Source organism: Arthrobacter mobilis (assembly GCF_012395835.1).
Taxonomy (GTDB): domain Bacteria; phylum Actinomycetota; class Actinomycetes; order Actinomycetales; family Micrococcaceae; genus Crystallibacter; species Crystallibacter mobilis.
This window is the reverse complement of sequence record NZ_JAAZSQ010000007.1, coordinates 143,516-168,197: the sequence shown is the minus strand read 5'-3', so window position 1 is coordinate 168,197 and position 24,682 is coordinate 143,516. Positions and strand designations below refer to the sequence as shown.

The window sequence follows — 24,682 nt, the reverse complement described above, 5'->3', positions numbered from 1 at the left end:
TTTTAATCGTCGGTTCGCAGACCTGCGGCTGTTCAGGCGTTGACGAGCTCCGGCAGGCCTTCGGCCAGTTCCAGGCCGAAGGCCTCGGCGACCGAGCGGTGCATGACGCGTCCGGCGGCGATGTTCAGGCCCGCGGCCAGGGCGTGGTCCTTGGCCAGGGCGGCCTGCACCCCGAGGTCCGCCAGCGCCACCGCGTAGCGCAGGGTGACATTGGTCAGCGCGTAGGTGGAGGTGTTCGGGACCGCGCCGGGCATGTTGGCCACGCAGTAGAACAGCGAATTGTGGACGGTGAACGTCGGGTCCTCGTGGGTGGTGGGGCGGGAATCGGCAAAACAGCCGCCCTGGTCCACGGCGATGTCCACCAGCACGGACCCGGGCTTCATCCTCGCCACCAGCTCGTTGGTGACCAGCTTCGGGGCCTTGGCGCCGGGGATCAGCACGGAGCCGATGACCAGGTCCGCCTCGACCACGGAGCGCTCGATCTCCAGGCTGTTGGAGGCCACCGTCTTCAGCCGGCCGGCGTACTGGGCGTCCAGCTCGCGCAGCCGGTGGATGTTGATGTCCAGGATGGTCACGTCCGCGCCCAGGCCCAGCGCCATGGCCGCGGCGTTGGTGCCGGCCACCCCGGCGCCCAGCACGGTCACCTTCGCCGGGCGGACGCCCGGGACCCCGCCCAGGAGGATGCCGGGGCCGCCGGCCGGCTTGGTCAGGGCGTTGGCGCCGACCTGCACGGACAGGCGCCCGGCGACCTCGCTCATCGGGGCCAGCAGCGGCAGGGCGCCGTTGGGAGTCTGGACCGTCTCGTAGGCGATGGCGGTGACCCTGGACTCGAGCAGGGCGCGGGTCAGCTCCGGCTCGGCGGCCAGGTGCAGGTAGGTGAACAGCACCAGGCCGGCCCGGAAATGCCGGTATTCGGAGGCGACGGGTTCCTTGACCTTCAGCACCATGTCCGCGCGGGCCCAGGCCTCATCGGCGGTGGCGACGATTTCGGCGCCGGCGGCGGTGTACTCCTGGTCCGAAATCCCGGAGCCGGCACCGGCGCCGGCCTCGACCAGGACGGTGTGGCCGCGGCCGCGCAGCTCGTGCACACCGGCGGCCGTGATGGCCACGCGGAACTCATTGTTCTTGACTTCCTTGGGAACACCAATAATCACGGGAGGACTCCTGGAGGTGGGATCGATAGCGGCGCCGGAACCGGCGGTAATTCAACTGTAAGAGCGGGTTTTGGCGGCCCTTCCGGCGCCTGCCGGAGGGTAGGTACGACGGCGGCGGCCGGCGTGGCCGGCGCCGCGCCGCGCCGTCGTGCCGGGAAGGGCCTGGAATCCGCGCCGCCGCGCGGAACCCCGGGGCCGCCGGCCCACGGGCCCTGCACTTCAGCAGTGTGACTGCTACCACAGAGCCTGTGGCGGGGACAGTCGACAAATGTCGAGTCCCGGCTCGGCAACTGTCGCCCGCTGTCTTACAGTGGGACCGGGAAGCGCAGCGGGTGGAGGAGCGGATGAGCATCAGGAACCCGGACGTCGAGGAGTCCGTGGAGGCCATTGCCGGCGCCCTCGGCCACGGCGTCTCGGTCGAGGACGTGGACGGCGTCCTGCTCGGCTACAGCAGCCACCAGTCCACCGCCGACCAGGTCCGGGTCAACTTCCTGCTGAGCAAGAAGGTGCCCGCGGATGTCAGCGCCTGGCAGCTCAGCCACGGGATCGCCACCGCCGTGCGCCCGGTGGTGGTCCCGGCCAACGAGCAGCTGGGCATGCTCGGCCGGGTCTGCGTGCCGCTGCTGGTGCGCGGGTTCCGGGTGGGCTATCTGTGGGTGATCCACGACGCCGAGGAATCCCCGGACGCCATCCTCGGAGCCCTGCCGGGGATCCGGGGCCGGCTGGACCAGCTGGCCGAACTGCTGCTGGACACCAACACCCCCGAGTCCGAAGCCCGGCGGCGCCGGGAAGCCCTGTTCCTGGCCGCTTGCGCCGGGGATTCGGACGCCGTGGACACGGTGGCAGGCTGGCCGGAGGTGTATGGGCGGGCGCCCTGGGTGGTGGGCACGATCATGGAACGGATCGAGGACCCGGACACGGCGCTGGCCGAGCTGGCGGATCCGGAGGCGGGCGTGCTGCTGCAGCGCATCGCGGCGCTGCACGCCACCGTGGGCATCCGGCCGGCCCTGTTCAGCGCCGGCGCACAGCTGCACGCCGTCATCCTCTTCCGCGACCTGCCCGGACGCGCCGAGCACGAGGCGGTGCTCAAGCGCTACGGGACCGAGATCTCGCTGCGCGGGGGCCATCCGGAGCGACCGGACATGCTGGGGCTGAGTGAGCCGTTCAGCGACCTGCGGCGCCTGCCCGAGGCCTACACGCAGTCCAAGACCGCCGTCCAGGCCGCAGCCGTGGACCCGGGGATCGACCGGCTGGTGGACTACCGCAACACCGGGGTGTACCAGTTCCTGGCCGCTTCCCGGCGTCCGGCCGGTGCCGAGTCGGTGTACTTCGGCGACCTGGCCGAACAGGACCGCAACGGCGAACTGCTGCCGGTGCTGGAACTGCTCTACGACACCGACGGCTCGGTGGCCGACGTGGCCGCCCGCCTGCATCTGCACCGCAGCAGCGTGTACAACCGGCTGGCCCGGATCCGTTCGATCATCGGTGCGGACCCGCTGCGGGGCAGGATCCGGCTGGAGCTGCACCTGGCGATGAAGGCGGTGCGCTGGGCCGCCCGGCCGCGGATCTAGAAGCCGGTGGGTTCGGTCTCGAGTTCCGGGCCTTCGGCTCCGGTTTCATGCTGCAGCGGCTGCAGGGCCTGGGTATCGGGGAACCAGATCAGGGCGTCGTACCGCTCCCCCATGAGCGTGGGGACATAGTTGCCCGCATCGCGGCGCGGATCGTAGACCACGCCGATCGCCCGGTGGCCCAGCCAGGCGGACAGCCAGGGCCCGTCGCGCCCGTCGAACATGAGCAGGGACGGCCCGGGCAGCGCCTGCCCGAGCAGCTCCTCGTGGCTGCCCGGACGGGCCGCCGGCACCGGCATGGTCCGCTCGGCCGAACCCCAGGAATCCGCCGCGATGACCGATCCCCGGCCGCCGGCGAAGCCGATGAGCGACACTCCATCTTCGGCATGGCGCTGGCGCACCAGCTGCCCGACGTTGACCATGCCGACGTCGGCCATGTCGGTGGCCCGGGCGTCGCCGATGTGCGTGTTGTGTTCCCAGACGAGTCCCTTGGAACCGGGCCCGAGGTGCTCGGCGATCCTGGCGATGGTGTCCGCCATGTGCACGTCGCGCACGTTCCAGGACTGCCGGTCACCGCGGACCATGCTGCGGTAGTAGTTTTCGGCGTTGGCGGCCGCCTCGGCATTGCAGAGCGCGTTGAAGGCCGCTTCGTCGTCGTCCCGCTCCTCGGCACGGTGGCGCACCTGCATCAGCAAATCCACCACGTCCTGCTCGCAGGTGTCCGGGACCAGCCGGGTGCTCCAGGCATAGCTGTGCGGGTCCTCATGGAACGGGACGAAGCACTGCCAGGCCTCCATCGCCGCTTCCACGGCCTCCGGCGCGTTCGCCTGGAGCCAGCCGATAATCTCCCGCAGTGAATCCCACAGCGAGTACACGTCCAGCCCGTAGAATCCGGTGCGTTCGGCTTCCGGCCGGTCCGCGTTCCAGCGGCGCAGCCAGTCCAGGAATTCCGCGACCTCGCGGTTGGCCCACATCCACCGGGGCCAGCGCTCGAAGCCGGCCAGCAGCTGGTACACGTCCAGGTCCTGCTCCTCCTGGCCGCGGACCCAGCGGTTGATCCGCCAGCAGTCGGGCCAGTCCCCCTCCACCCCCACCCAGCGGAAGCCGTGCTCCTCGATCAGCCGGCGGCTGAGCAGGGCGCGCCAGCGGTAGTACTCATGCGTGCCGTGCGAGGCCTCGCCGATACAGACAAAGCGGTCCGGCGCCACCTGCCGGATGAGCGGATCCAGGTCCCCGGGGCCGGCCAGCGGCCTGGCCAGGGACCGGATCTGCCCGGCGGCGCCGGCCGGATCCTGCCCGCGTTCTCCCACGTTCACTGCATTCCTCCGGCCGCCGCGGCACCGTCCCGGGCCGCCGTCCCGGGCAGCAGGTGGCGGACGAACCAGTCCCGGGCCAGCGCCGCCGCTTCGGCCAGCGTCCCGGGCTCCTCGAACAGATGCGTCGCCCCGGGCACTACCGCCAGCTCGCTCGGGCAGCGCAGCTGGTCCTGGGCCTGCCGGTTCAGTTCCAGCACCTGGGTGTCCAGCCCGCCCACAATCAGCAGGGTCGGCGCGGTGACCGCCGGCAGCCAGTCTCCGGCCAGGTCCGGCCGGCCGCCCCGGGAGACGACGGCGTCGACCTGTGCCCCGGGCTGCCCGGCCGCCTGCAGCGCGGCGCCGGCTCCCGTGCTGGCCCCGAAGTAGCCGATCCGGCAGCCGACCGCGTCCGGGCGCTCCAGCACCCAGCCGGTGGCCGCCGCCAGGCGTCCGGCCAGCAGGCCGATGTCGAACACGTTCGCCCGGTCCAGTTCCTCCTCGGGCGTGAGCAAATCCAGCAGCAGCGTGCCCAGGCCCGCCTGTTCCAGCACCTGGGCCACGTACCGGTTGCGCGGGCTGAAGCGGCTGCTGCCGCTGCCGTGGGCAAACAGCACGACGCCGGCGGCCGGCTCCGGCAGGTACAGGTGCCCGGCAACCGTCTGCGCGCCCACCGGAATCTCGACGTCGCCGTCGAAATCCGGGGCGTTGCCGGCCCGCTCCCCGTCCGCCCACCGCTTGGCCGCGGCATCGAGCAGGACCACCACCTCGTCGTCGGACGTCGGAGAGAAGTCCCGGTAATGGCAGCCGACCGCGGTAAAGTGCGCCGGCGTGCTCAGGCAGACGGTTTCATCAGGGCCCTCCAGATCCCGCAGCGCATCCTTGGGAGCCACCGGCACCGCCAGGATGACCTTCGCGGCGCCCAGGTGGCGGGCCACCTGGCAGGCCGCACGCGCCGTCGAACCGGTGGCCAGCCCGTCGTCCACGATCAGGGCCGTGCGGCCCTGCAGCGGCACCCGCGGCCGGCCGCGCCGGAACCGCTCCACCCGGGTGCGCAGGGTTTCGCGCTCGCGCTCCTCGACCTGCCGCACGTCGTCGTCCCCCACCCGGGCCTGGGACATGATCCGCCGGTCCAGCACCCGGGCGCCGTCCTCGCCAATGGCACCCATGGCCACTTCCGGCTGGTACGGGACGCCAAGTTTGCGCACCACGATCACATCCAGCGCGGCCCCCAGGGACTGCGCCACCTCCCAGGCCACCGGCACGCCGCCGCGCGGCAGCCCCAGCACCACGAGATCCTGCCCGCGCAGGTAGGCCAGCCGCTCGGCCAACTGCCGCCCGGCATCCACCCGGTCCTCGAACATGTGCCGCCTCTTCCGGCCGACGACGTGCCCACCGGACGCGCAGGTGCCGTCAGCTGCTCGGGCATGGTTCGCGCGTCCTCCACCCGATCCTTGTCCCGGTACGGCGGGATGTCAACGGGTCCTGATATACGCCGAAGTGCAGCCCTCGGCATCCGCTTGGGGACCTCCGCGCCCCTCTCCACCCTTCCGCAACATACATTCCCTGTGGCTGCGATCACAGGTATCGTTGGACAACTCAACCGTCAGCCGAAGGAGCCGGACTTGGGCTTTGGGACCCCTTCCGTCGTGGCCACCGCCTTCTCCACCACGCAGGTGCCGCGGCAGGACCGCCTGCCTCTCTGGGAAGAGCACAACAAGCGCTCGTTGATCGACCTGCACTGCCGCACCCTGGCCGCCGCAGGGCTCCTGGCTGCGCAACGCAACCTGCGCCTGCCCCGCCTGCGCTTCACCGAGATGAAAGGCAACGACCACGTGGTGGAGCGGTCCCCGGAGAACATCCGCTCCACCCCGGCCGACACGCTCCCGCTCTGCCTGCTGCTGGAGGGCCAGGCCTTCTACTACCACTCCGACGGCTGTGAGGTCCTCGGCGCCGGAGACGCGATCCTCTACGACGCGGACCGGCCGTTCATGTACGGCTTTTCGACGTCGATGCGCCAGGTGATCCTCGAAGTTCCCCGCGGACTGTACGAGGAGCGGACCGGGCAGTCCGGCCTGCCGTCGCCGCGCGTGCTGCGCCCCGGACCGGGCCTGCCGTTCGCCGCGCACGCACTGGCCGCTGTGCGCACGATCCGCGATGCGCTGCAAGCCCCGCCGCCGGACCCGCAGCAGGTGGAGGACTCTGCCCTTGACCTCTTCGACCTGCTCACCGGCACGCACGCCGGCACGTCCGGCTACCTGCCCAGTGCCCGTGACTACATCCGCCGCCACCTGCACGAACCGGACCTGTCCGCGGCCCGGATTGCCCGCGCCGTGGGCATCAGTGACCGCCACCTGACGCGCGTCTTCGCCGCAGCAGGGACCACCGCCACCCGGGAGATCATGGACGCCCGGCTGCGCCGCGCCGCGGATAAGCTGGCCGACCCGCAGCTGCGCAGCACACCGATCGGCGCCATCGCCGCCTCCGTCGGCTTCGTTTCCGCCGCACATTTCTCCCGCGCCTTCAAGCAGGCGTACGGCCGCACCCCGCGCGACGCACGCGCCGATTGACGGATGCGGCTGGCCGTGCACTTGTCCCTGCGGGACAAAGATTTTGCCTGTTTCAGCCATCGGCCCCGGACGGGACATTCCACTGCCACGATGAGATGCACGTCACACCCATCGGGCAAAGGAGCACAGAAGTGTCCCAAACCATTTCCGAAACCACCGGGCAACTGCACGTCAGTGCCGAAGTTCCCGGCCTGCTGGAGCGGATCGAGGAAATCACCCCGCTGCTGATGTCCCAGGCCGCACAGAACGAGAAACTCGGCCACCTGACCGAGGCCGCGGCACAGGCCCTGCACGCCGCGGGCGTCTTCCGACTGGGCATTCCGCGGGATCTGGGCGGCTATGAAGCCTCGCCGCGGCAGGTCATCGAGGTGATCGAAAAACTCGCCTACGCGGATGCCTCCACCGGCTGGGCGGTCATGGCCCTGCAGATGATCACCGGCACCACCGCCGCCTACCAGGGCGCCGAGGCGACCGCCGAGCTGTTCGCCGACGGCGGCTACCACCTGATGGCAGGCCAGGGTACCCGGCTGGGCACCGCCAAGAAGGTCGACGGCGGCTATCTGCTCACCGGGTCCTGGAGCTTTGCCTCCGGGCTGCCGCACGCCAGCCACATCCACACCGCGGCCCTGGTCCAGGAAACCGGCGAGCCGCTGATCTTCACCTTCCCCAAGGAACAGGCGCAGATCGTGGACAACTGGGACGTGATGGGCCTGAGGGCCACCGGCAGCATCGACTACAGCACTGAGGACCTCTTCGTCCCGGAGGCCTACACCTACAACGTGGCCACCAAGGACTGCGTGCACGGCGGCGCGATCTACCGGATGGGCCTGGCCAACATGTCCGGGATCAACCACGCCGGCTGGGCTTTGGGCGTGGGCCGCCGGATGCTGGACGAGATGAAGGTGCTGGCGCAGAAGAAGTCCGGCGCCCCCGGTGCCAGCGTGGACACCGACCAGTTCGCCGCCGAATTCGCCAAGGCCGAGGCAACCCTGCGCTCGGCCCGCGCGTTCGTCATGGACGTCTGGGCGGACAACGAGGCGGCCTTGGATCGCGGCGAGCTGCTCTCCGACGAGCAGGAGACGCTGACCCGGCTGGCCCTGAACAACGCCACATGGTCCGCGCACGAGGTCTGCATGACAGTCTACAAGTGGGCGGCCACCGCTGCCCTGCGCGAGGGCGACCTGCAGCGTTTCTTCCGCGACATGCACGCCGGCACCCAGCACATGACCTCCGGGCCCGTGGTGCTGCAGGCCTGCGGCCGGATGCTCGCCGGCCTGGCCAAGGACTCCGAGTGGGTCTTCTTCTCCCTGGTGCAGAAGCAGCGGTGAGTGGCATCCGCTCCGCCCGGCGGGTGGCCGAGGGCGCCTTCGAGGACATGGTCCCGGCCGATGAGTTCAAGGCGGCCTTCCGCAACCACCCGGCGGGCGTCGCCGTGATCACCGCCGATCCTGGGGGCGGGCCGGTGGGGCTGACCGCCAGCTCGGTCATCTCCGTCTCGGCCAATCCCCCGCTGCTGGTGTTCTCGCTTTCGGCCTTCTCCTCGGCTGCACCGGCCCTGGCCCGGGCTGAAACCGTGGTGGTCCACCTGCTCGGGGCCGGGCAGGTCCAGCTGGCCAAGACCTTCGCCACCGGCGGCATCGACAGGTTCGCCGACCATACAAGCTGGTCCCGGCTGGTAACCGGCGAACCTGTCCTGACGGACGCCCAGACCTGGCTGCGTGGACGCGTCGTGGACCGTATGGAGGCTGGGGATTCGACGGTCGTCGCCGTCCAGGTCCTGCAGGCCCGGGTCCCGGACGCTGCCCCGGATCCGCTGGTCTTCCACAACCGCACCTGGCACAGCCTCGGTGGGCAATCCGTGCTCGCCTGAACGTCAACCTATAGATAGAGGAGAAGAATCCATGGCACTTGATGAGGCAACCCTGACGTTCCTCGCCGGCATGGCCGAAGCCGGCGGCCCGGACGCCAAGCCGCTGTGGGAAATGAGCCCCGCCGAGGCGCGCGCGGCCAGCAGCGGGCTGAAGGAGCTCTACGGACCGGGTCCGGAAATGCTGCGCACCGAGGACCACACTCTGGCCGCATCCGACGGCGGCGGCTTCCGGGTTCGCGTGCACGTCCCGGTGCAGGCCCCCGCGGCGGTGCTGCTCTACCTGCACGGCGGCGGCTGGGTACTCGAGGACATTGACAGCTTCGACACCCTCGCCCGCCAGCTGGCACACAAGTCCGACGCCGCCGTCGTGCTGGCCGAATACCGCAAGGCCCCCGAGCACCCCTTCCCCACCCCGGTCCAGGACAGCTGGACCGCCCTGCAGTGGACGGACAAGCACCTGGAGCAGATCGCCGGGGCCCGGGTGCCGCTCTACATCGGCGGCGACAGCGCCGGCGGCAACCTCTCGGCGGTCACCGCGCTGCGCGCGCGGGACAACGGTGGTCCCGCGCTGGCCAGCCAGATCCTGGTCTATCCGGTCACCGACGCCGACTTCACCCGGGCGTCCTATCTGGAGCCGGAGAACCAGTCCTTCCTGACCACCGACTTCATGCACTGGTTCTGGAACCATTACGTCCCGGCCCCGGAGGACCGGCTGCATCCGGAGGCCGCCCCGCTGCGCGCCGAGTCCCTGACGGGACTGCCGCCGGCGCTGGTGATCACCGCCGAGCACGACGTGCTGCGCGACGAGGGCGAGGCCTACGCCCGGCGGCTGCGCGAGGCTGGCGTGCCGGTGGAGCACCACCGGTGGCCGGGGCAGATGCACGCCTTCTTCTCCATGGTCAACGTGCTGCCGGCCAGTGCCGAGGTGGTCGAAGTGATTGCCGGCAAACTCAGAGGCGGCCCGGTCGCGGGCTGAACCGGGAACTGTGCGGGCGCCGTCCGGTTCAGCCGGACGGGGCTGGCGCACGGACGCAGACCGGCGTAGCGTCGGTTAACGGCAGAGGCGGCGGCCGGCCCAAGGCTCCGTGCCGCGGCCACACCCGCACCAATCCGCTGCGAGGAACCGGCATGGCTGGATGGAATGCTGATACGGCGGCCGGGCCGCTGGGGTCCGGGACGGTTACTTTGGTGGAAGGTTCGTCCTTCTGCATCTCGTCGGCGAATGGGGATATCCATCCGGAACTGCCGCACGGGGTGTTCCATCAGGACACGCGCATCCTGTCCCGTTGGAACCTGACCGTCAACGGCCAGCCGATCGAGCCCCTGGCCGCAGAAACAAAGGAGCCGTACCGGGCGCTGTTCGCCGGCCGTGTCCCGCGCTCGGACGGCTATGCGGACAGCCCGCTGCTGGTGGAACGGCTGCGGGAAGTCGGGGCCGGAATCCTCGAGGACATCACCGTCCGCAACTTCTCGGCGGACCCCGCCGAGTGCGTGGTCGCGCTGGCCGTGGAAGCGGATTTCGCGGACCTGTTCGAGGTGAAGGAGGCGCGGATCCAGCGGCAATGGGACGAAAGGCGGGAGCCCGGGAACGGTTCGCTGACCATCCGGGCTGTCTGGCAGGACGTCCGGAAGGGCGTCGTCGTCAGGGCCGCCGGTGCCGAGGCCGTCCCGGAGGCTTTGGCCTACCGGATCACCGTCCCGCCGCACGGGCACTGGAGCACCCGCCTGAGCGTGGTGCCCGCCGTCGACGGGCACGGTCCGGCGGCGCCGTTTGCGCACCCGGCACCGGGAGACATGTCCCCGCGGGACAGGCGCCGGCAGGAATGGGTGGCGAAGATCCCGGTGCTGCACATGGGCAACCGCTCGATCGAACGGACCCTGCGGCGCAGCTACGACGACTTGGGCGCGCTGCGGATCGAGGACCCGGAGCATCCGGAGCGGGTGGTGGTCGCCGCCGGGGCGCCGTGGTTCATGACCCTGTTCGGGCGGGATTCGCTGCTGGCCTCGGAAATGTCGCTGCCGGTGGACCCCTCGCTGGCCCTGGGTACCCTGCAGACGCTGGCCGACCGCCAGGGCACGGTGGTGGACCCGGCCAGTGAGGAGGAGCCGGGCAAGATCCTGCACGAGGTCAGGCTGGACGTCTCCAGCGGGCTGGCGCTGGGCGGCAAGTCCGCGTACTACGGCAGTGTGGATGCGACCCCTTTGTTCGTGGTCGTGCTGGGCTCGGTCAGTCGCTGGGGCTTTGCCAAGGAGACCATTGCCGCACTGCTGCCGCACGCGGACCGGGCGCTGGAGTGGATCGAGAACTACGGGGACAGGGACGGCGACGGGTTCGTCGAATATGCGCGGCTGAATGACCGGGGGCTGATCAACCAGGGCTGGAAGGATTCCTGGGACGGGATCAACTTCGCCGACGGGCGCATGGCGGAACCGCCCATCGCCCTGTGCGAGGTGCAGGCCTATGTCCACGGCGCGTACATGGCGCGGGCGTGGATGGCCTACGACGCCGGTGACCTGGCTCTGGCGGCCGACCTGCGGGAGCGCGCGGCCCGGCTGAAGCAGCGGTTCAACGAACAGTTCTGGCTGCCGCAGAAGGGCTACTACGCCGTCGCCCTGGACAGGGACAAGCGGCCCGTGGACGCCTGCGCGTCCAACATGGGGCACTGCCTCTGGTTCGGCCTCGTCGATGAGGACAAGGTGCCGCTGGTGGCCGAGAAGCTCATGTCCCCGGAAATGTTCAGCGGCTGGGGCGTGCGCACCCTGGCGTCCGACATGGGCGCCTACAACCCGGCCAGCTACCACAACGGCTCGGTCTGGCCCCACGACAACGCCATCATTGCGGCGGGCCTGATGCGCTACGGCTTCGTGGAGCAGGCACAGCGGATCGCCACCGCCCTGCTGGAGGCCGCCGAGTACTCGGAGGGCCGGCTGCCCGAACTGTTCTGCGGCTTTGACCGGCAACAGTTCAACCAGCCGGTGCCCTATCCCACGGCGTGCTCGCCGCAGGCCTGGGCCGCCACCACGCCCATCCAGCTGGTGACAAGCCTTCTGCGCTACGACGCCCACGTTTCCCTCGGCGGAGTCTGGATAGACCCGGTGCTGCCGCAGTCCTTCGGCCACCTGCACATCACTAACGCCCCCACGGGCGCCGGCCGGATCACCATCGATGCCTCCGGCACCAGCGCCACCGTCCAGGGTCTGCCCGAAGGCCTGGTGCTCCACCGCGGGACCCGGCCCTGGATAACCGAGCTGGTGGAGCAGGCCAAACTGCGCCCGGAAAAATAACGGAACCGGCCCGGGACAGCCACACAAGAGCGCCACGGAGCGGACTCCGTGGCGCAGATGCGTTGGTTATCCGGGGGTCTGCGAAGGTCCCCGACTGCGGCTACATCATCTGCATGGGCTTCTTGGCGGACACATGCTCCACCAGCTCGCCCACCTTCTGTTCGCTGTAGTTGCGCGCAATATCACCCTGGCTGATGATGCCCACCAGCTTGTGGTCGGTGATGACCGGCAGGCGCCGGATCTGGTACTTCTCCATCATCGCAATGGCGTCGTCGATGTTGGCATCGGCGTCGATCCAGTGCGGCTTGCCCTGCGCCAGATCCATCGCCTTCACTTCCCGGGCGTCCCGGCCCTCGGCCAGGCACTTGACCACGATGTCGCGGTCGGTGATGAAGCCCTTGAGCTTGCCGTCGTCGCCGCAGATCGGCAGCGACCCGCAGTCCATGTCCCTCATCATGCGGGCGGCCTCTTCGAGGGTTTGGTTCTCCCCGATACACCGACAATCCGTCGTCATGAATTCACGGACGACGCTCATGATTCCTCCTTCATCGATGGGTATCGACGCCGGAGCTTCGGCACCAGCGCCGATACTGCCAGCCTACGCCCGGAGCCCCGAGGGGTACAGACCGCCCGTCCCCCAGCCATTGCCGGCTTCGTCAGCCCTGCGGTTCGCCGAGGCCGAAGTGCATCAGGTCCTCGCCGACGACGAGGTTGCCGGAGAAGCCAACTTGGGCCTTTTGCCACTTCTCCACCGGGGTGTTGCCGGGAACCAGGTGGGTCAGGACCAGGGTGTTGACCCCTGCCTTTTCGGCCTGAGGGCCGACCTGTTCAATGGCGGTGTGCGCGGCGAGCATGTGCTGCATCAGGTTCGGGTCCGGCTTGGGCGAGTCCGGGCCGAGCAGCCCGTCGACCCAGTCCAGGTCGATGCACTCGTGCAGCAGCAGGTCCGCGCCCTCGGCAATGGTGACCAGGTTCTGGCATACCCCGGTGTCCCCGGAGATGACAATGGCACCGTCCGGGGTGTCGAAGCGGAAGGCAAAGGCCGGGAAGATGGGCCGGTGGTCGACCAGGATGGCGGTGATCCGCACGTTTTCATCCCGGTAGATCTCGAACGGATCCATCGCCGGGGTCGGGTTCCCGTTGGGGTCGTCCCCGGTGCCGGCGGGCAGCTCGATGTCGTGGAACTGAAAGATCTCCCGCAGGTCCTGCTTGGCGTTGTCGCGCATCCTGTCGTTGATGTCCAGGGCATAGGCCTGCAGCAGCTTTTCCGAGGATTCGACCAGGCCCGGGGTTGGGGACTTGGGGTGGAACACCTCGGGCAAGTGCTCGCGCTTGTCCTCGTCAAAGATCGGCGGCAGCACGCCGCGGTCGCCCGGTCCGTGGATCTGGATGGGCTGCTTGAGCCCGTCGGAGCCGTTGTGCCAGGCCAGCAGCAAAAGGTTCGGGTAGTCGACCATGTGGTCCGAGTGGTGGTGGGTGATGAACACCGCCCGCAGGTTGTCCAGGCCCTTCTGGAATCCTGCGGGGCCGAGGCCGGACTTGCGGAACTGCGGGCCCCAGCCCTCGCCGCAGTCGATCAGGTAGACCTGTCCGTTGACAGTGACGGCCGTGGAGATCCCGTTCCGGTCCGAGCCGTCCCACCATGGCGGGCCGCCGGCGGTGCCCAGCAGGGTCACGCGGGTGCGGTATTTGGCGGCCTCGGTTGCGGTCAGGGGCTCGTATTTGCGGGTCATGGGCGTGTCTTTCTCTCGGTGCGGGGGTTAGCGGATGGTGGCGTGGGACTTGGCGGACTGGATCAGCTCGAACACTTCGGCGCGCAACCGGGCGTACTCGGGCAGTGATTTGGTCCGGACCTGGTTGCGGGGGGCGGGCAGGTCGACGGCGAGATTACGGCTGACGGTGGTGGGGGCTCCGGAGAGCACGATCACCCGGTCGCCGAGGTAGACAGCCTCGTCGATGTCGTGGGTGACGAACACGACGGTGGTGTCGAACTCGGCTCTCACCCGCAGGACCAGATCCTCCAGCTCGATCCGGGTCTGCGCGTCCACGGCGGCGAAGGGTTCGTCCATCAGCAGCACGTCCGGCTGGTAGGCCAGGCCGCGGGCGATGGCGGCGCGCTGCTGCATGCCCCCGGACATCTGCCACGGGTAAAGGCTGCCCTTGCCGGCCAGGCCTACAGCCTCGAGCACGGATTCGATCCGGGCGGGCCGTTCGGCCTTGCCGAACTTGTTGCGCATGGGCAGCTCCACGTTGGCCCACACGGTCATCCAGGGCAGCAGCGAGCGGCTGTAGTCCTGGAACACCACGGCCAGCTTCGCCGGAGGCTCGGTCACCGGCGCCCCCTCGAACACGGTTTGCCCGCCGCTCGGTTCCAGCAGTCCGGCCATGCACTTGAGTAGTGTGGTCTTGCCCGACCCGGACGGGCCGACCACGCACACGAATTCGCCCCTGCGGATCTGGAAGTCGACCCCGGCCAGAATCTTCGCGGCCCCGTAGCTTTTCTGCAGGGCCTGCAGTTCCAGCACGACGTCGGCGGAACCCGGGGCGGATCCGGTTCCGGTCTGCGGATAGGTTTCGGTCATTCTCATGCACCGCTTCCTGTGATGGCGAGCAGGCCGGCCTGCCAGCGCAGGACGTACCCTTCAATACGGATGAAAACAAGGTTGGCCAGGTAGCCCAGCGCCCCCAGGACCAGGGTCCCGGCCCAGGTCTGCGGCACGGCGAAGGTCTGCTGGGAATTGAGCACGTAGTAGCCGATGCCGTTGGTGGAGGCGACCATCTCGGACACGACGATCAGGATGATCGCCATCTGCAAGGTGGTGCGCAGGCCGGCGAAGATCTGCGGGCTGGCGTTGGGCAGGATGACCCAGCGGATCTTCTGTGCCCGGGTCAGCCGGTAGGACCGGGTCATCTCGGTCAGCTGCGGATCCAGCGAACGGACCCCGTCGATGGTGTTCAGGAGCGTGGGCCAGACCGCTCCAAAGGCAATGATCGCGATGTTCATCGACGCGCCTATACCAAAGACCAGCAGGCCGACCGGCAGCAGCACCGGCGGCGGCAGCGACCGCAGGAACTGCACGATCGGCTCAACGGCCGCCCGCAGCGCCGGGTACATGCCGATCACCAGGCCCAGGAAGATGCCGGCGACCGCCGCAATGAGGAAGCCGGCCAGGAACTTGCCGATGCTCGGCAGCAGGTGCCCGGCGAAGCTGGGGCCGGCCCAGTCGGCCCCGAGGGTCTCGAGGATAGTCTGCAGCGGCGGGAAGTACAGCGAGGTGCTGGATGCCGAGGCGAGCCACCAGGCTGCTACGAGTCCGGCTGGCAGCCAGGCCCGCAGCAGGATGAGCCGGATCCCGCCACGGGACCGGGTGGATGGAAAAGTGCTCACAGGGTTCCCTCCTGACGGATGGACGGGTGCCAGAACAGCAGCGGCTTCGCCAGCCCGCGGAAGCCGGCGTTGATAGCTAAACCAAGCAGGCCCGCAGCCAGGATCAGGGCATACATCTCGGCCAGCGCCCCGGCGGACTGGGCCACCACGATGTTCTGTCCCAGTCCCGCGGCACCGCCGATCATTTCGGTCACCACGGCGACGATGACCGCGATGGAGGCCGAGATGCGCAGGCCGGTCAGGGCGAAGGGCAGGACCGACGGCACCACGAGCCTGCTGACGGTCAACCACCGGCCCAACCGGTAGCTGCGGGCCATCTCCGCACCGACGCCGTTGATTTCCCTGATCCCGTAGATCAGCTGGGTCAGCAGCGGCCAGATGGCGCCCATGACGATCAAGAACAGCTTCATCCCCGGCGACGGCCCCCACAGCAGCAGGCCCAGCGGAATGAGCGCCACCGGCGGGATGGGCTTGAGGAACTCCAGCACGAACCAGACCGATTCCTGCACCGGGCGCACCAGGCCGATCAGCAGTGCCAGCGGCGAAGCAACCACCACGATCAGCAGCAGGCCCAGCAGGGCCACGGACACCGTGTTCCACAGGGCTTCCCAGAATCCTAGGGTGCCCAGTTGGCCGATGAATTCGGCCAGCACGGCCGACGCGGGCGGGATCGAGCCGGGTGGGAAGGCACCGGAGCGTGCCAGCACCTCCCACACGGCCATCACGGCCACGACCGTGCCGGCCCCGAGGGCCATCCTGCCGGTCCTGCCGGCCGCGAAGCTGCGCCGCGGCGCCGTCCTGCGGCCGGTGCCTTCCCGGGCCTGCGCCGGCAACTGCCGAATCTGCGTTGTCATTTCCATACCGCGCTTTCCACATCGACGCTGCCGGGCAGGAACCCGAGCCCGCGCATCAGTTCACCTGTACTGGCCAGCGCCGACGTGTCCAGTTTGTCGCTGTACATGGGGACCCGGATCCTGGCAAAGACCTCCGGCGGAAGCTTGCCGTACTTGGCCAGCACGGCCCCGACCTTCTGCGGATTCCGCGCGGCCTCCACGCTGGCGCGGTCAACGGCCCGGGCGAACTTCTCCACGATTCCGGGGTTCGTCTCAATGAAGGGCTGCGCAGTAAAGACCACCGTGAAAGTACCGTTCGGCTGCAGCACCTTCGAATACGGGTGGGCGATGACCCGGGCGCCTTCGGCGACCGAGCGGGCGTGGAACGGCTCCACCAGGGAGGCGGCGTCCACGGCGCCGCGGGCCAGGGCCGGCAGCATATCCGGGAACGGCATGGCCACGAAGGTCACCTTCGCCGGGTCCCCGCCATCGGCCTTCACGGCGGCGGCCGCGGTGACGTGCACGATCGAGCTCAGCGCGTTGACGGCGACCGTGCGGCCTTCCAGGTCCTTGGGCCGCGTAATGCCGTTGCCGGGCCCGGCAACCAGAGCGGACGGGTCCTTGGCCGGGTCGGCAGCAATGGAGGTGCCATTGGCCACCGCCTTCAGTGGCAGGCCCTTCTGCACGGCGCCCAGGAACGGCGGCACGGCGGCGGTGCCAAACTGCAACTGTCCGTTGATCACTGACGGGGCAATCGCGGCGGCGTTCTGCATGACCTGGGTCTTCACGTTCAGGCCTTCGTCAGCGAAATAGCCCTCCTCTGCGGCGATGTAGATCGGCGCGAAGTCGGCCACGGGAATCACCCCGACCTTGATTTGAGCACCGGGGCCAAGCTCCACGGCGCTGCCGCGGCCCACGCCGCAGCCTGAGGCAAGAACCAGGACCAGCAGGGCTGCCAGAGTTGCGGACCACTGCCTGGCTGTCATGGCGTCCGCCCGGGGGCCGGAATCCGGTTCGCGGCAAAAGTCATGGCTCCTCCTCAGAGCTGGAGTTGGGAATCAGCTCGCTGTGCTGCAGGTCACTATTCAGGCTCCCGGAGCGGGTGCTAGAGGACAAATATCAATTCGTGGGCCATGCCATACAATTTCCGACTATGAACCTGCGCCAGCTTGAGTATTTCCTCGCTGTCGTGGCTGAGGGATCCGTCTCCCGCGCCGCAGCCACGCTGCACATGACCCAGCCGCCACTGAGCCAGTCGGTGCTCCAGCTGGAAAAACAGCTCGGCGTGCAACTGCTCTCCAAGCACCACCAGGGCGTCTCCACCACCCCGGCAGGCGAACTGCTGGCCACCCAGGGTCGCCAACTGCTGCGCTGGAGCGAGCGCCTCGAGGAGCAGGTGCGCGCCTTAGGCCAGGGGCTGGCCGGCAGGCTGCACATCGCCTCGGTGCCAACCTTCGCCTGGGGCCACTTGCCGCCGCTGCTAAAGGCTTATGCCGCACAGGCGCCCGACGTCGCCGTCGAACTCTCCGACCCTGAACCTGCCGAGGTCCTGCGCCAGGTGGCCGCCGGCGGTGCCGACGTCGGCTTCGTGGCAACATCGGATCCGGAGGGGCTTGCTGCTGCCCACGGGGAGCTGGTCATGGCCGTGGTACTGGCCATGCCGCTGGTGGCGGTGGTCCCACCACGCTTTGCAGACCTGCCGGAGCCGCTGGACCTGGCCGAACTGGCCGGGGAGCCATGGATCCTGCCAAGTGCCAGTCCAGGTTTTCCCGGCCTGCCCGAAATCGCCGAACGGCTCTGGCAGGAGATGGGCACCCGCCCGTCGTCGGTCCGCACCGTGTCCACGCTGCAGACGGCAGTGCCACTGATCTCGGCCGATATGGGAATCAGCCTGATGCCGCACTCCGTGGCGGACATCGCCGGCAGCAGGGTCCGGATCCATACGCCGCTGCAGCCGGTCCAGCCGCTGTACGCGACCTTGGTGCGGGCCCGGCACATCCAGCCCCCACCGGTGCTGGCGCGTTTCCTGGAGGTTGTGCAGCACCCGTACACTGGTGAACTATGACGCAGGCCACACCCGGTGCGCGCCCGCACGGTCTGACCCGGTTCTCCACCGCCGGGCTGCCCGGCGCGCAGCGGATCTCGCTGTGGGAAGAGCACAATGCCCGTGCCCTGGTCGGGCTGCAGGCCCGCACGCTCACCGGCGGCGCGCTGGAAGCCACGGAGCTGAACCTGATCCTGCCCCGGCTGCAGTTTGCCCAGGTGTCCGGCAATCCGCATGTGGTGGAACGCTCGGCCCGCCAGATCGCGGAGCATCCGGCCGAAGCGGTGGTCGCCTACTTCGCCCTCGAGGGCGAGGGCTTCTTCTACCACCGGGACGGCTGCGAAATCCTCAAGCCCGGCCAGGCGATCCTCTATGACGCAGACCAGCCGTTCATGCGCGGGTTCTCGCACGGGCTGAAGGAACTGGCTCTGAAGGTACCCCGCCGGACATTGAGCGAGCTCACCGGACGGTCCGGGCTGAACCGGCCGAAGGTCTTCGGCTTCCGCGGGCCCGACGCCGGGTCCATACATGCCGAAGCGCTGGCTTCGGCACTGTCGGGTGCTCTGGCGGGCCGGACCGCGGACTGGGACGGGCTGGAAACGACGGCGCTTGAGCTGCTGGCGGAACTGCTGGGCGGCGGCGCCGGGCAGGCCGGCCATCTGGCCGCCGCCCAGGCCTTCATCACCGCCCGGCTGGCGGACCCGCGGCTGTCGGCCGGGCGGATTGCCGCCGCCGTCGGCATTTCGGAACGCCACCTGTCACGGGTCTTCGCCGAGGCAGGCAGCAGCGTGCCGCGCGCCATCTTGGACGCACGGCTGGAGGCGGCGCGGCGGCAGCTGCTCTCACCCACGGGCGCACGGGTGCCGCTGGGCGGCCTCGCCGCGCAGCTGGGCTTCGCCTCACAGGCGCATTTCTCCCGCAGCTACAAGGAGAAGTTTGGCCTCTCCCCGCTGCAGGACCGCAAGTCCGCCGCCGCGCCCACCTCGCCCTCCTCATCGACGACGTAGAAAAGGCCCCTTTCAGCCCCGAGAAGGGCCGTATCCGCACCGTCAACGCTGGGGAGGGTTGCGGTTTTTTGACCGGATCCGCCGCGTTTTTGCCGGCATCCGCCGTGATCGCCTTCCTGCGGTCCGGGGAGTCTTGTGAGCTGGAACACTCGAAGCAGTCGTCCGGAACAAGACCGGCTGTTGAAAGTGGAGTAATGCCATGGTGATTTTCAATGACGGGGTCGCCGAGACCCAGACCCCGGATTCCGCCGTCGTCGAGACGGATGTCCTGATTGTCGGCTCCGGCCCTGCCGGTTCGTCCGCTGCCTTGTTCCTGTCCTCGCTGGGGATTCCGAACATCATGATCACCAAGTACCGCTGGACCGCGAACACCCCGCGGGCACACATCACCAACCAGCGGACCATGGAGATCTTCCGCGACCTGGGCATCGAGGAGCAGGTGCTGGCGGACGCGACCCCGCACCACATGATCGGGGACACCGTCTTCTGCACCTCGATCGCCGGAGAGGAAATCGGCCGCATCCTCACCTGGGGCACGCACCCGGCGCGCCACGCGGACTATGAGCTGGCCTCACCCTCGCTGAACTGCGACATCCCGCAGACCTACCTGGAACCGATCCTGGTCAAGAACGCCACCATGCGCGGCACCCAGACCCAGTTCAGCACCGAATACCTCTCGCACACGCAGGATTCCGATGGCGTCAACGTCCGGGTGCTGAACCGGCTGACCGGCACCGAATACACCATCCGGGCCAAATACCTGATCGGTGCCGACGGCGCCCGCTCCAAGGTCGCCGCCGACCTGGGGCTGCCGTACGAGGGGCAGATGGACATCGCCGGTTCGATGAACATCACCTTCAAGGCCGACATTGCCGAGCTCGTGGGGCACCGTCCCTCGGTGCTGTACTGGGTGGTCCAGCCCGGCTCCAACATTGGCGGCATCGGCGCGGGCCTGGTGCGCATGGTCCGGCCGTGGAACGAATGGCTGATTGTCTGGGGCTTCGACATCAGCGAAGGCACCCCCGAGGTGTCCGAGGACGACGCCCGGCAGATTGTGCGCAACCTGATCGGCGTGCAGGACCTAGACGTGGAGATCACCGGCATTTCGCTGTGGGGCAACAACGAACAGTACGCTACGCACCTGCAGTCCGGCCGGGTGTTCTGTGCCGGGGACGCGGTGCACAAGCACCCGCCGAGCAACGGTCTGGGCTCCAATACCTCGATCCAGGACTCCTACAACCTGGCGTGGAAGCTGGCCGCCGTGCTCAACGGCCAGGCCGGCGAAGAACTGCTGGAAACCTACTCGGCCGAACGCGCTCCGGTGGCCAAGCAGATCGTGCTGCGGGCCAATAAGTCAGGCCGCGAGTTTGGCAAGCTGTTCGAGGCCCTGGGCATCGACAAGGCCGAATCCCCCGAGCAGATGCTCGCCCTGATCGAGGAGCGCAAGGACAACACGCCTGCCGGCGCCGCCAAGCGGGCCGCGGTTCTCGAGGCGATGGAGCTGAAGAACTACGAGTTCAACGCGCACGGCGTCGAACTCGGCCAGTACTACCGGTCGGCGGCAGTGGCCGGCGACGGCACGAGGCGTCCTGCACCGGCGCGTGATCCGGAGCTCTACTATGAGCAGTCCACCGATCCGGGGGTCCGCTTCCCGCATGCCTGGGTGGGCGACAATGCGCACAAGTACTCCACGCACGACCTGGCCCCGTACGGTCAGTTCACCCTCTTCACCGGCATTACCGGCGAGGACTGGACGACGGCGGCGCAGAAGGTTTCCGACCGCCTCGGCGTTAAGTTGGAAACTGTGGTCATCGGACCTGGACGCGAAATCACCGACCTCTACTTCGACTGGGCCAGGCTGCGCGGCGTCGCCGAGGACGGTGCCGTCCTGGTCCGCCCGGACAAGCACGTCGGCTGGCGCAGCCGGCAGTTGCCCGCCGATCCCGAAGCAGCCCTGATGGAGGCCATGTCCGCCATCCTGAGCAGAAGCGAGTAGAAATGTCTTTGGTTTTTGAGCATGTGACGCTGGGACAGCGGGTGCTGTTCGGCACCGGGAAGGCGGCCGACAACCTGGCCGCGGAGGTGGAGCGGCTGGGCGCTGCGCGGGTGATGGTGATCGCCTCGGAGTCCGAGGCGGCGATCGCGGATCTGGTCTGTGCCGGGATTTCCCCCGTGCTGCGCTGGAACGACGTCGTCATGCACGTGCCGGTGGAGGTCGCCGGGAAGGCCCGGGAGGCAGCGGCGGAGTACAACGTCGATCTGCTGGTGTCCGTGGGCGGGGGCTCGACCACCGGCCTGGCCAAGGCGATCGCCCTGACCACCGGGATCCCGATCGTGGCGGTGCCAACCACCTATGCCGGCTCTGAGGCCACCAACGTCTGGGGCCTGACCGAGGCGGCGCGCAAGAGCACCGGGACGGACGACCGTGTCCTGCCGGTGAGCGTGGTCTACGATGCGGGCCTGACCCTGTCCCTGCCGGTGGAGCTGTCCGTGGCCTCCGGACTGAACGCCCTGGCACACTGCATCGACTCGCTCTGGGCACCGCGCGCGGACCCGATCAACGCCGCCCTGGCCGCCGAGGGCATCCGCGCACTGAACCAGGGCCTGCCCCAGGTGGCGGCAGACCCGGCCGGAGTCCCCGGCCGGGAGCAGGCCCTGTACGGATGCTATCTGGCCGCGGTCGCCTTCGCCAGCGCCGGGTCCGGGCTGCACCACAAGATCTGCCACGTGCTCGGGGGCACCTTCAACCTCCCGCACGCCCAGACCCACGCCACCGTGCTGCCCTACGTGCTGGCCTTCAACGCGCCCGCAGCCCCCGAAGCGACCGGGCGGATTGCGGCCGCGTTCGGCACCGCCGGTGCCCTCGAGGGCCTGCAGGCATTGCGTGAAACCCTAGACGCCCCGCGCGCCCTGGCCGACTACGGGTTCAGGCAGGAGAACATCGCCGAGGCCGTCGAGGTCGCCCTGCCGGCGATCCCGGCCTCCAATCCCCGGCCCGTGACCGCGGAGAACCTCACCGCGCTGCTCACCGCCGCCCTGACCGGCGAGAACCCCAAGACGCTCACCGACCTGTAAAGGACACCGCCATGACCGACACCACCCACATCCCCGCCGGCGAGGCGGTTTCCGGGCAGCAGCGCCGGATCGAGGAGGACCTCACCTACAGGGTCCTCGCCTCGTTCGAGAACACCCCGGACGCGCGGCTGAAGCAGCTGATGCAGGCGCTGACCCGGCACCTGCACGCCTTCATCCGCGAGGTGCGCCTGACCGAGGAAGAGTGGAACACGGCGATCGGATTCCTCACCGCCGCCGGGCACCTCACCGATGAGAAGCGCCAGGAGTTCATCCTGCTCTCGGACGTGCTCGGCGCCTCGATGATGACCGTGGCGGTGAACAACCAGGCGGTCGGGGACGCCACCGAGGCAACCGTGTTCGGACCGTTCTTCGCCGAGGACTCCCCCGAAATCCCTCTGGGCGGGGACATCGCGCACGGCGCGGCCGGCCAGCCCTGCTGGGTCGAGGGCACCGTCACCGACACCAGCGGCAAGCCCGTGCCCGGGGCGAGGATCGAGGTCTGGGAGGCCGACGAGGACGGCTTCTACGACGCCCAGTACGCCGACGGGCGTACCGCTGGCCGGGCCCACCTCTACACCGACGCGGACGGGAACTACTGCTTCTGGGGCCTGACCCCCACCCCCTACCCGATCCCGCACGACGGTCCGGTCGGGAAGATGCTCGAGGCAGTAAACCGGTCCCCGGTGCGGGCCTCCCACCTGCACTTCATGGTCACCGCGCCCGGGCTGCGCACCCTGGTCACCCACATCTTCGTCGAGGGCGACCCCCAGCTGGAGATCGGCGACTCCGTGTTCGGGGTCAAGGACTCCCTGATCAAGGCCTTCGTGGAACAGGCCCCCGGCACACAAACCCCGGACGGGCGCGACCTCGGGAACCAAACCTGGGCCCGCACACGCTTCGACATCGTCCTCGCCCCCGCGGGCACGTAGTACACGAGGGACGCGCACCTGGTATGGTGACGGCGGCGTCCGGACAGGCTTTCTGAGCCGGTCCGCCCGCCGCCGTCATTGTCTTGTCAGGTCAGGACGTTCACCGGAGACCCGGCCCGGAAGGCCTGGATGTCCTCGAGCATCTGCGTGTAGCCCAGCCGGTGGGCACGCTTGGTCACGAAACCGATGTGCGGGCTCAGGATCAGGTTCGGCGCGGCCCGCAGCGGCGAATCCGCAGGCAGCGGCTCGACGTCGTACACATCCAGCGCGGCCGCAGCAATCCGCCGCCCGTGCAGGGCGGCCACCAGTTCGGCTTCCTGCACGATCGGCCCGCGGGACGTGTTGACCAGCCGTCCCTCGCTGCCCAGCAGGTCCAGCTCCCGGCGGCCCACCAGCCCCTTGGTCCGTTCCGAATACCTCAGATGGATGCTGACAATGTCACTGCGCCGGAACAGGTCGTCCTTCTCCACCATGACGGCGCCGCCTGCGGCGGCCCGCTCCGGGGTCAGGTTCGGACTCCAAGCCAGGACCTCCATGCCGAACGCCTTCGCGTAGCCGGCCATCTTCGTGCCCAGCCGGCCCAGGCCCAGCAGCCCCAGCGTGCTCCCGTCCAGGTCGATGCCGATGCGCCGCTGCCAGTAGCCGGCGCGCACGTCGCGGTCATTGGCCGGAATATCCCGGGCCGCGGCCATCAGCAGCGCCCAGGACAGTTCGGCAGCCGCGTATGTCGAACGGATGGTGCCGCACACGGTCACCCCTTGGCCGCGGGCCGCTGCCAGGTCAATCGCGGCATTAGCCATGCCCGTCGTCGTGATGAGCCGCAGCTTCGGCAACCGCTCCAGCAGTTCCGAGGTCACCGGAGTGCGTTCGCGCATGAGCACCAGCACGTCCGCATCCTGCAGCCGCCGGGCCAGTTCGTCGACGTCGTCCACATGGTCGGTGAACCGCACCACCTCGGCGTCCGGGCCCAGCTCTGCCCAAGGGGCGCTCGCCAGCGCGACGTCCTGGTAGTCATCCAGCACCGCAATTTTCATGCCAGTAACCTTCCGCCCTTAAAACAAAACGCACCCGGTCAGGCCCAAGAGCCTGGCCGGGTGCGGCGCCGTCGTCCGGTCAACGCATCATATTAGCGCGTCGCGCCTTCCTACTGCCCCGCAAGCTCGCAGCGGGGCAGCGCATCGTGCCTTCCCGCTGTTCGCTTCGCTCACAGCGGGGCCCTCGGCACTCGCTGCGAACGCTAACTGGCCGGTACCAATCCCTCCGGAATGGCTGACTTGTCCGCGATCCGCGAGGTGGCGGCGTATTCGCGCGCGTCATTGATCGCGGCCACCACCCGCGCCTTTTCGTCGTACCCTTCGGATACGGCGATAACCCTGTTCTTCTCGCCGATCAGGCGGAAGCGGTACTTCCGGTTGCGGTCCCGGAAAATTTCGAACATGTATCGTCCCCCTGGATGATTTCCTCCATGGCCCGTCATTGGGCCCTGCACCCGCCGGCGGGCGCAGCACCCCCTTGCTGCAGACCGGCGTTAGTCAAAACCCTAAGTGGCTCCCAGCCAGAAGGGAAATGTTACTCAAGTCACAAGCGTAAAAAACCCAAAAATTCCCAGAAAAGTCAAAGTTTGCCGCAGTTCGCAACCTTCAACTTGCAACTTGCAACGCTGCCGG

The 24,682-nt window shown here is 68.8% G+C and carries 22 protein-coding genes; 11 read left to right on the top strand and 11 right to left on the bottom strand.

All coding sequences use genetic code 11. The annotated features are described in order from the left end of the window. Positions 1-32: 32 nt before the first annotated feature. Positions 33-1,154, bottom strand: coding sequence for an alanine dehydrogenase (gene ald / locus HGG74_RS09785; RefSeq protein WP_168486160.1), 1,122 nt, complete (start codon positions 1,152-1,154; stop codon positions 33-35). Positions 1,155-1,498: 344 nt separating this feature from the next. On the opposite strand from ald, the gene HGG74_RS09780 reads away from it, so the two are divergent. Then, positions 1,499-2,725 carry a PucR family transcriptional regulator gene (locus HGG74_RS09780; RefSeq protein WP_205761651.1) on the top strand — a complete coding sequence of 409 codons (1,227 nt, stop codon included), beginning with the start codon at positions 1,499-1,501 and terminating at the stop codon, positions 2,723-2,725. Here the strand turns inward: HGG74_RS09780 and HGG74_RS09775 are convergent. Then, positions 2,722-4,038 carry an erythromycin esterase family protein gene (locus HGG74_RS09775; protein WP_312856804.1) on the bottom strand — a complete coding sequence of 439 codons (1,317 nt, stop codon included), beginning with the start codon at positions 4,036-4,038 and terminating at the stop codon, positions 2,722-2,724. The genes HGG74_RS09780 and HGG74_RS09775 overlap by 4 nt on opposite strands. Beyond that, positions 4,035-5,378 (bottom strand): phosphoribosyltransferase, encoded by a 1,344-nt coding sequence (locus HGG74_RS09770; protein WP_168486159.1) that lies wholly within the window; start codon positions 5,376-5,378, stop codon positions 4,035-4,037. The genes HGG74_RS09775 and HGG74_RS09770 overlap by 4 nt, the downstream gene beginning before the upstream one ends. Positions 5,379-5,639: 261 nt before the next feature. Between HGG74_RS09770 and HGG74_RS09765 the strand changes: the two genes are divergently transcribed. The 5 genes from HGG74_RS09765 to HGG74_RS09745 all read left to right on the top strand — a co-directional run bounded on the left by HGG74_RS09765 (position 5,640) and on the right by HGG74_RS09745 (position 11,739). After that, the gene (locus HGG74_RS09765) at positions 5,640-6,584 is read left to right on the top strand and encodes a helix-turn-helix domain-containing protein (protein WP_168486158.1); all 945 of its coding nucleotides are present in this window, start codon (positions 5,640-5,642) and stop codon (positions 6,582-6,584) included. Between the two features lie 131 nt (positions 6,585-6,715). Next, on the top strand, positions 6,716-7,912 hold the full coding sequence (locus HGG74_RS09760) for an acyl-CoA dehydrogenase family protein (protein WP_312856803.1): 1,197 nt from the start codon (positions 6,716-6,718) through the stop codon (positions 7,910-7,912). A gap of 47 nt (positions 7,913-7,959) precedes the next feature. Next, complete coding sequence (locus HGG74_RS09755) at positions 7,960-8,454, top strand: flavin reductase family protein (protein ID WP_168486186.1); 495 nt, start codon at positions 7,960-7,962, stop codon at positions 8,452-8,454. Positions 8,455-8,485: 31 nt separating this feature from the next. Next, on the top strand, positions 8,486-9,430 hold the full coding sequence (locus tag HGG74_RS09750) for an alpha/beta hydrolase (protein WP_168486156.1): 945 nt from the start codon (positions 8,486-8,488) through the stop codon (positions 9,428-9,430). A 152-nt stretch (positions 9,431-9,582) separates the two neighbouring features. Beyond that, positions 9,583-11,739, top strand: coding sequence for an amylo-alpha-1,6-glucosidase (locus HGG74_RS09745; protein WP_168486155.1), 2,157 nt, complete (start codon positions 9,583-9,585; stop codon positions 11,737-11,739). 100 nt (positions 11,740-11,839) lie between these two features. Here the strand turns inward: HGG74_RS09745 and HGG74_RS09740 are convergent, their stop codons facing one another. The 6 genes from HGG74_RS09740 to HGG74_RS09715 all read right to left on the bottom strand — a co-directional run bounded on the left by HGG74_RS09740 (position 11,840) and on the right by HGG74_RS09715 (position 16,946). Then, positions 11,840-12,274: a CBS domain-containing protein gene (locus tag HGG74_RS09740; RefSeq protein ID WP_168486154.1), complete on the bottom strand. Its 435-nt coding sequence runs from the start codon at positions 12,272-12,274 to the stop codon at positions 11,840-11,842. Positions 12,275-12,395: 121 nt separating this feature from the next. Further along, complete coding sequence (locus tag HGG74_RS09735; RefSeq protein ID WP_168486153.1) at positions 12,396-13,472, bottom strand: MBL fold metallo-hydrolase; 1,077 nt, start codon at positions 13,470-13,472, stop codon at positions 12,396-12,398. A gap of 27 nt (positions 13,473-13,499) precedes the next feature. Continuing rightward, positions 13,500-14,327 carry an ABC transporter ATP-binding protein gene (locus HGG74_RS09730; RefSeq protein ID WP_168486152.1) on the bottom strand — a complete coding sequence of 276 codons (828 nt, stop codon included), beginning with the start codon at positions 14,325-14,327 and terminating at the stop codon, positions 13,500-13,502. Beyond that, positions 14,324-15,127, bottom strand: a complete 804-nt coding sequence (locus tag HGG74_RS09725) for an ABC transporter permease (RefSeq protein WP_312856802.1) — start codon at positions 15,125-15,127, stop codon at positions 14,324-14,326. The genes HGG74_RS09730 and HGG74_RS09725 overlap by 4 nt, the downstream gene beginning before the upstream one ends. Beyond that, positions 15,124-15,981, bottom strand: coding sequence for an ABC transporter permease (locus tag HGG74_RS09720; protein WP_168486151.1), 858 nt, complete (start codon positions 15,979-15,981; stop codon positions 15,124-15,126). Before HGG74_RS09720 ends, HGG74_RS09725 begins: the two co-directional genes overlap by 4 nt. Continuing rightward, entirely contained in the window at positions 15,978-16,946 is a 969-nt protein-coding gene (locus HGG74_RS09715; RefSeq protein WP_168486150.1) for an ABC transporter substrate-binding protein, read from the bottom strand. Before HGG74_RS09715 ends, HGG74_RS09720 begins: the two co-directional genes overlap by 4 nt. A gap of 167 nt (positions 16,947-17,113) precedes the next feature. Here HGG74_RS09715 and HGG74_RS09710 point away from each other — a divergent pair, with 167 nt between their 5' ends. The 5 genes from HGG74_RS09710 to HGG74_RS09690 all read left to right on the top strand — a co-directional run bounded on the left by HGG74_RS09710 (position 17,114) and on the right by HGG74_RS09690 (position 23,015). Beyond that, the gene (locus HGG74_RS09710) at positions 17,114-18,025 is read left to right on the top strand and encodes a LysR family transcriptional regulator (RefSeq protein ID WP_168486149.1); all 912 of its coding nucleotides are present in this window, start codon (positions 17,114-17,116) and stop codon (positions 18,023-18,025) included. Further along, positions 18,022-19,011: a helix-turn-helix domain-containing protein gene (locus HGG74_RS09705; protein ID WP_168486148.1), complete on the top strand. Its 990-nt coding sequence runs from the start codon at positions 18,022-18,024 to the stop codon at positions 19,009-19,011. Before HGG74_RS09710 ends, HGG74_RS09705 begins: the two co-directional genes overlap by 4 nt. 199 nt (positions 19,012-19,210) lie before the next feature. After that, the gene (locus HGG74_RS09700; RefSeq protein ID WP_168486147.1) at positions 19,211-21,007 is read left to right on the top strand and encodes an FAD-dependent oxidoreductase; all 1,797 of its coding nucleotides are present in this window, start codon (positions 19,211-19,213) and stop codon (positions 21,005-21,007) included. A 2-nt stretch (positions 21,008-21,009) separates the two neighbouring features. Next, positions 21,010-22,086, top strand: a complete 1,077-nt coding sequence (locus HGG74_RS09695; protein WP_168486146.1) for a maleylacetate reductase — start codon at positions 21,010-21,012, stop codon at positions 22,084-22,086. Positions 22,087-22,097: 11 nt separating this feature from the next. Then, positions 22,098-23,015: a hydroxyquinol 1,2-dioxygenase gene (locus HGG74_RS09690; protein ID WP_168486145.1), complete on the top strand. Its 918-nt coding sequence runs from the start codon at positions 22,098-22,100 to the stop codon at positions 23,013-23,015. Positions 23,016-23,101: 86 nt separating this feature from the next. Here the strand turns inward: HGG74_RS09690 and HGG74_RS09685 are convergent, their stop codons facing one another. Beyond that, positions 23,102-24,049 (bottom strand): D-2-hydroxyacid dehydrogenase family protein, encoded by a 948-nt coding sequence (locus HGG74_RS09685; RefSeq protein WP_168486144.1) that lies wholly within the window; start codon positions 24,047-24,049, stop codon positions 23,102-23,104. A gap of 203 nt (positions 24,050-24,252) precedes the next feature. After that, on the bottom strand, positions 24,253-24,453 hold the full coding sequence (locus tag HGG74_RS09680; RefSeq protein ID WP_168486143.1) for a YegP family protein: 201 nt from the start codon (positions 24,451-24,453) through the stop codon (positions 24,253-24,255). Positions 24,454-24,682: the final 229 nt, after the last annotated feature.

What these genes read in the sequence shown, in the direction of transcription:
- HGG74_RS09780 (WP_205761651.1), top strand. Translation starts at nt 1,499, where the DNA reads ATGAGCATCAGGAACCCGGACGTCGAGGAGTCCGTGGAGGCCATTGCC.
- HGG74_RS09770 (WP_168486159.1), bottom strand. Translation starts at nt 5,378, where the DNA reads ATGTTCGAGGACCGGGTGGATGCCGGGCGGCAGTTGGCCGAGCGGCTG.
- HGG74_RS09755 (WP_168486186.1), top strand. Translation starts at nt 7,960, where the DNA reads ATGGTCCCGGCCGATGAGTTCAAGGCGGCCTTCCGCAACCACCCGGCG.
- HGG74_RS09750 (WP_168486156.1), top strand. Translation starts at nt 8,486, where the DNA reads ATGGCACTTGATGAGGCAACCCTGACGTTCCTCGCCGGCATGGCCGAA.
- HGG74_RS09745 (WP_168486155.1), top strand. Translation starts at nt 9,583, where the DNA reads ATGGCTGGATGGAATGCTGATACGGCGGCCGGGCCGCTGGGGTCCGGG.
- HGG74_RS09740 (WP_168486154.1), bottom strand. Translation starts at nt 12,274, where the DNA reads ATGAGCGTCGTCCGTGAATTCATGACGACGGATTGTCGGTGTATCGGG.
- HGG74_RS09735 (WP_168486153.1), bottom strand. Translation starts at nt 13,472, where the DNA reads ATGACCCGCAAATACGAGCCCCTGACCGCAACCGAGGCCGCCAAATAC.
- HGG74_RS09730 (WP_168486152.1), bottom strand. Translation starts at nt 14,327, where the DNA reads ATGAGAATGACCGAAACCTATCCGCAGACCGGAACCGGATCCGCCCCG.
- HGG74_RS09720 (WP_168486151.1), bottom strand. Translation starts at nt 15,981, where the DNA reads ATGACAACGCAGATTCGGCAGTTGCCGGCGCAGGCCCGGGAAGGCACC.
- HGG74_RS09715 (WP_168486150.1), bottom strand. Translation starts at nt 16,946, where the DNA reads ATGACAGCCAGGCAGTGGTCCGCAACTCTGGCAGCCCTGCTGGTCCTG.
- HGG74_RS09710 (WP_168486149.1), top strand. Translation starts at nt 17,114, where the DNA reads ATGAACCTGCGCCAGCTTGAGTATTTCCTCGCTGTCGTGGCTGAGGGA.
- HGG74_RS09705 (WP_168486148.1), top strand. Translation starts at nt 18,022, where the DNA reads ATGACGCAGGCCACACCCGGTGCGCGCCCGCACGGTCTGACCCGGTTC.
- HGG74_RS09700 (WP_168486147.1), top strand. Translation starts at nt 19,211, where the DNA reads ATGGTGATTTTCAATGACGGGGTCGCCGAGACCCAGACCCCGGATTCC.
- HGG74_RS09695 (WP_168486146.1), top strand. Translation starts at nt 21,010, where the DNA reads ATGTCTTTGGTTTTTGAGCATGTGACGCTGGGACAGCGGGTGCTGTTC.
- HGG74_RS09690 (WP_168486145.1), top strand. Translation starts at nt 22,098, where the DNA reads ATGACCGACACCACCCACATCCCCGCCGGCGAGGCGGTTTCCGGGCAG.
- HGG74_RS09685 (WP_168486144.1), bottom strand. Translation starts at nt 24,049, where the DNA reads ATGAAAATTGCGGTGCTGGATGACTACCAGGACGTCGCGCTGGCGAGC.
- HGG74_RS09680 (WP_168486143.1), bottom strand. Translation starts at nt 24,453, where the DNA reads ATGTTCGAAATTTTCCGGGACCGCAACCGGAAGTACCGCTTCCGCCTG.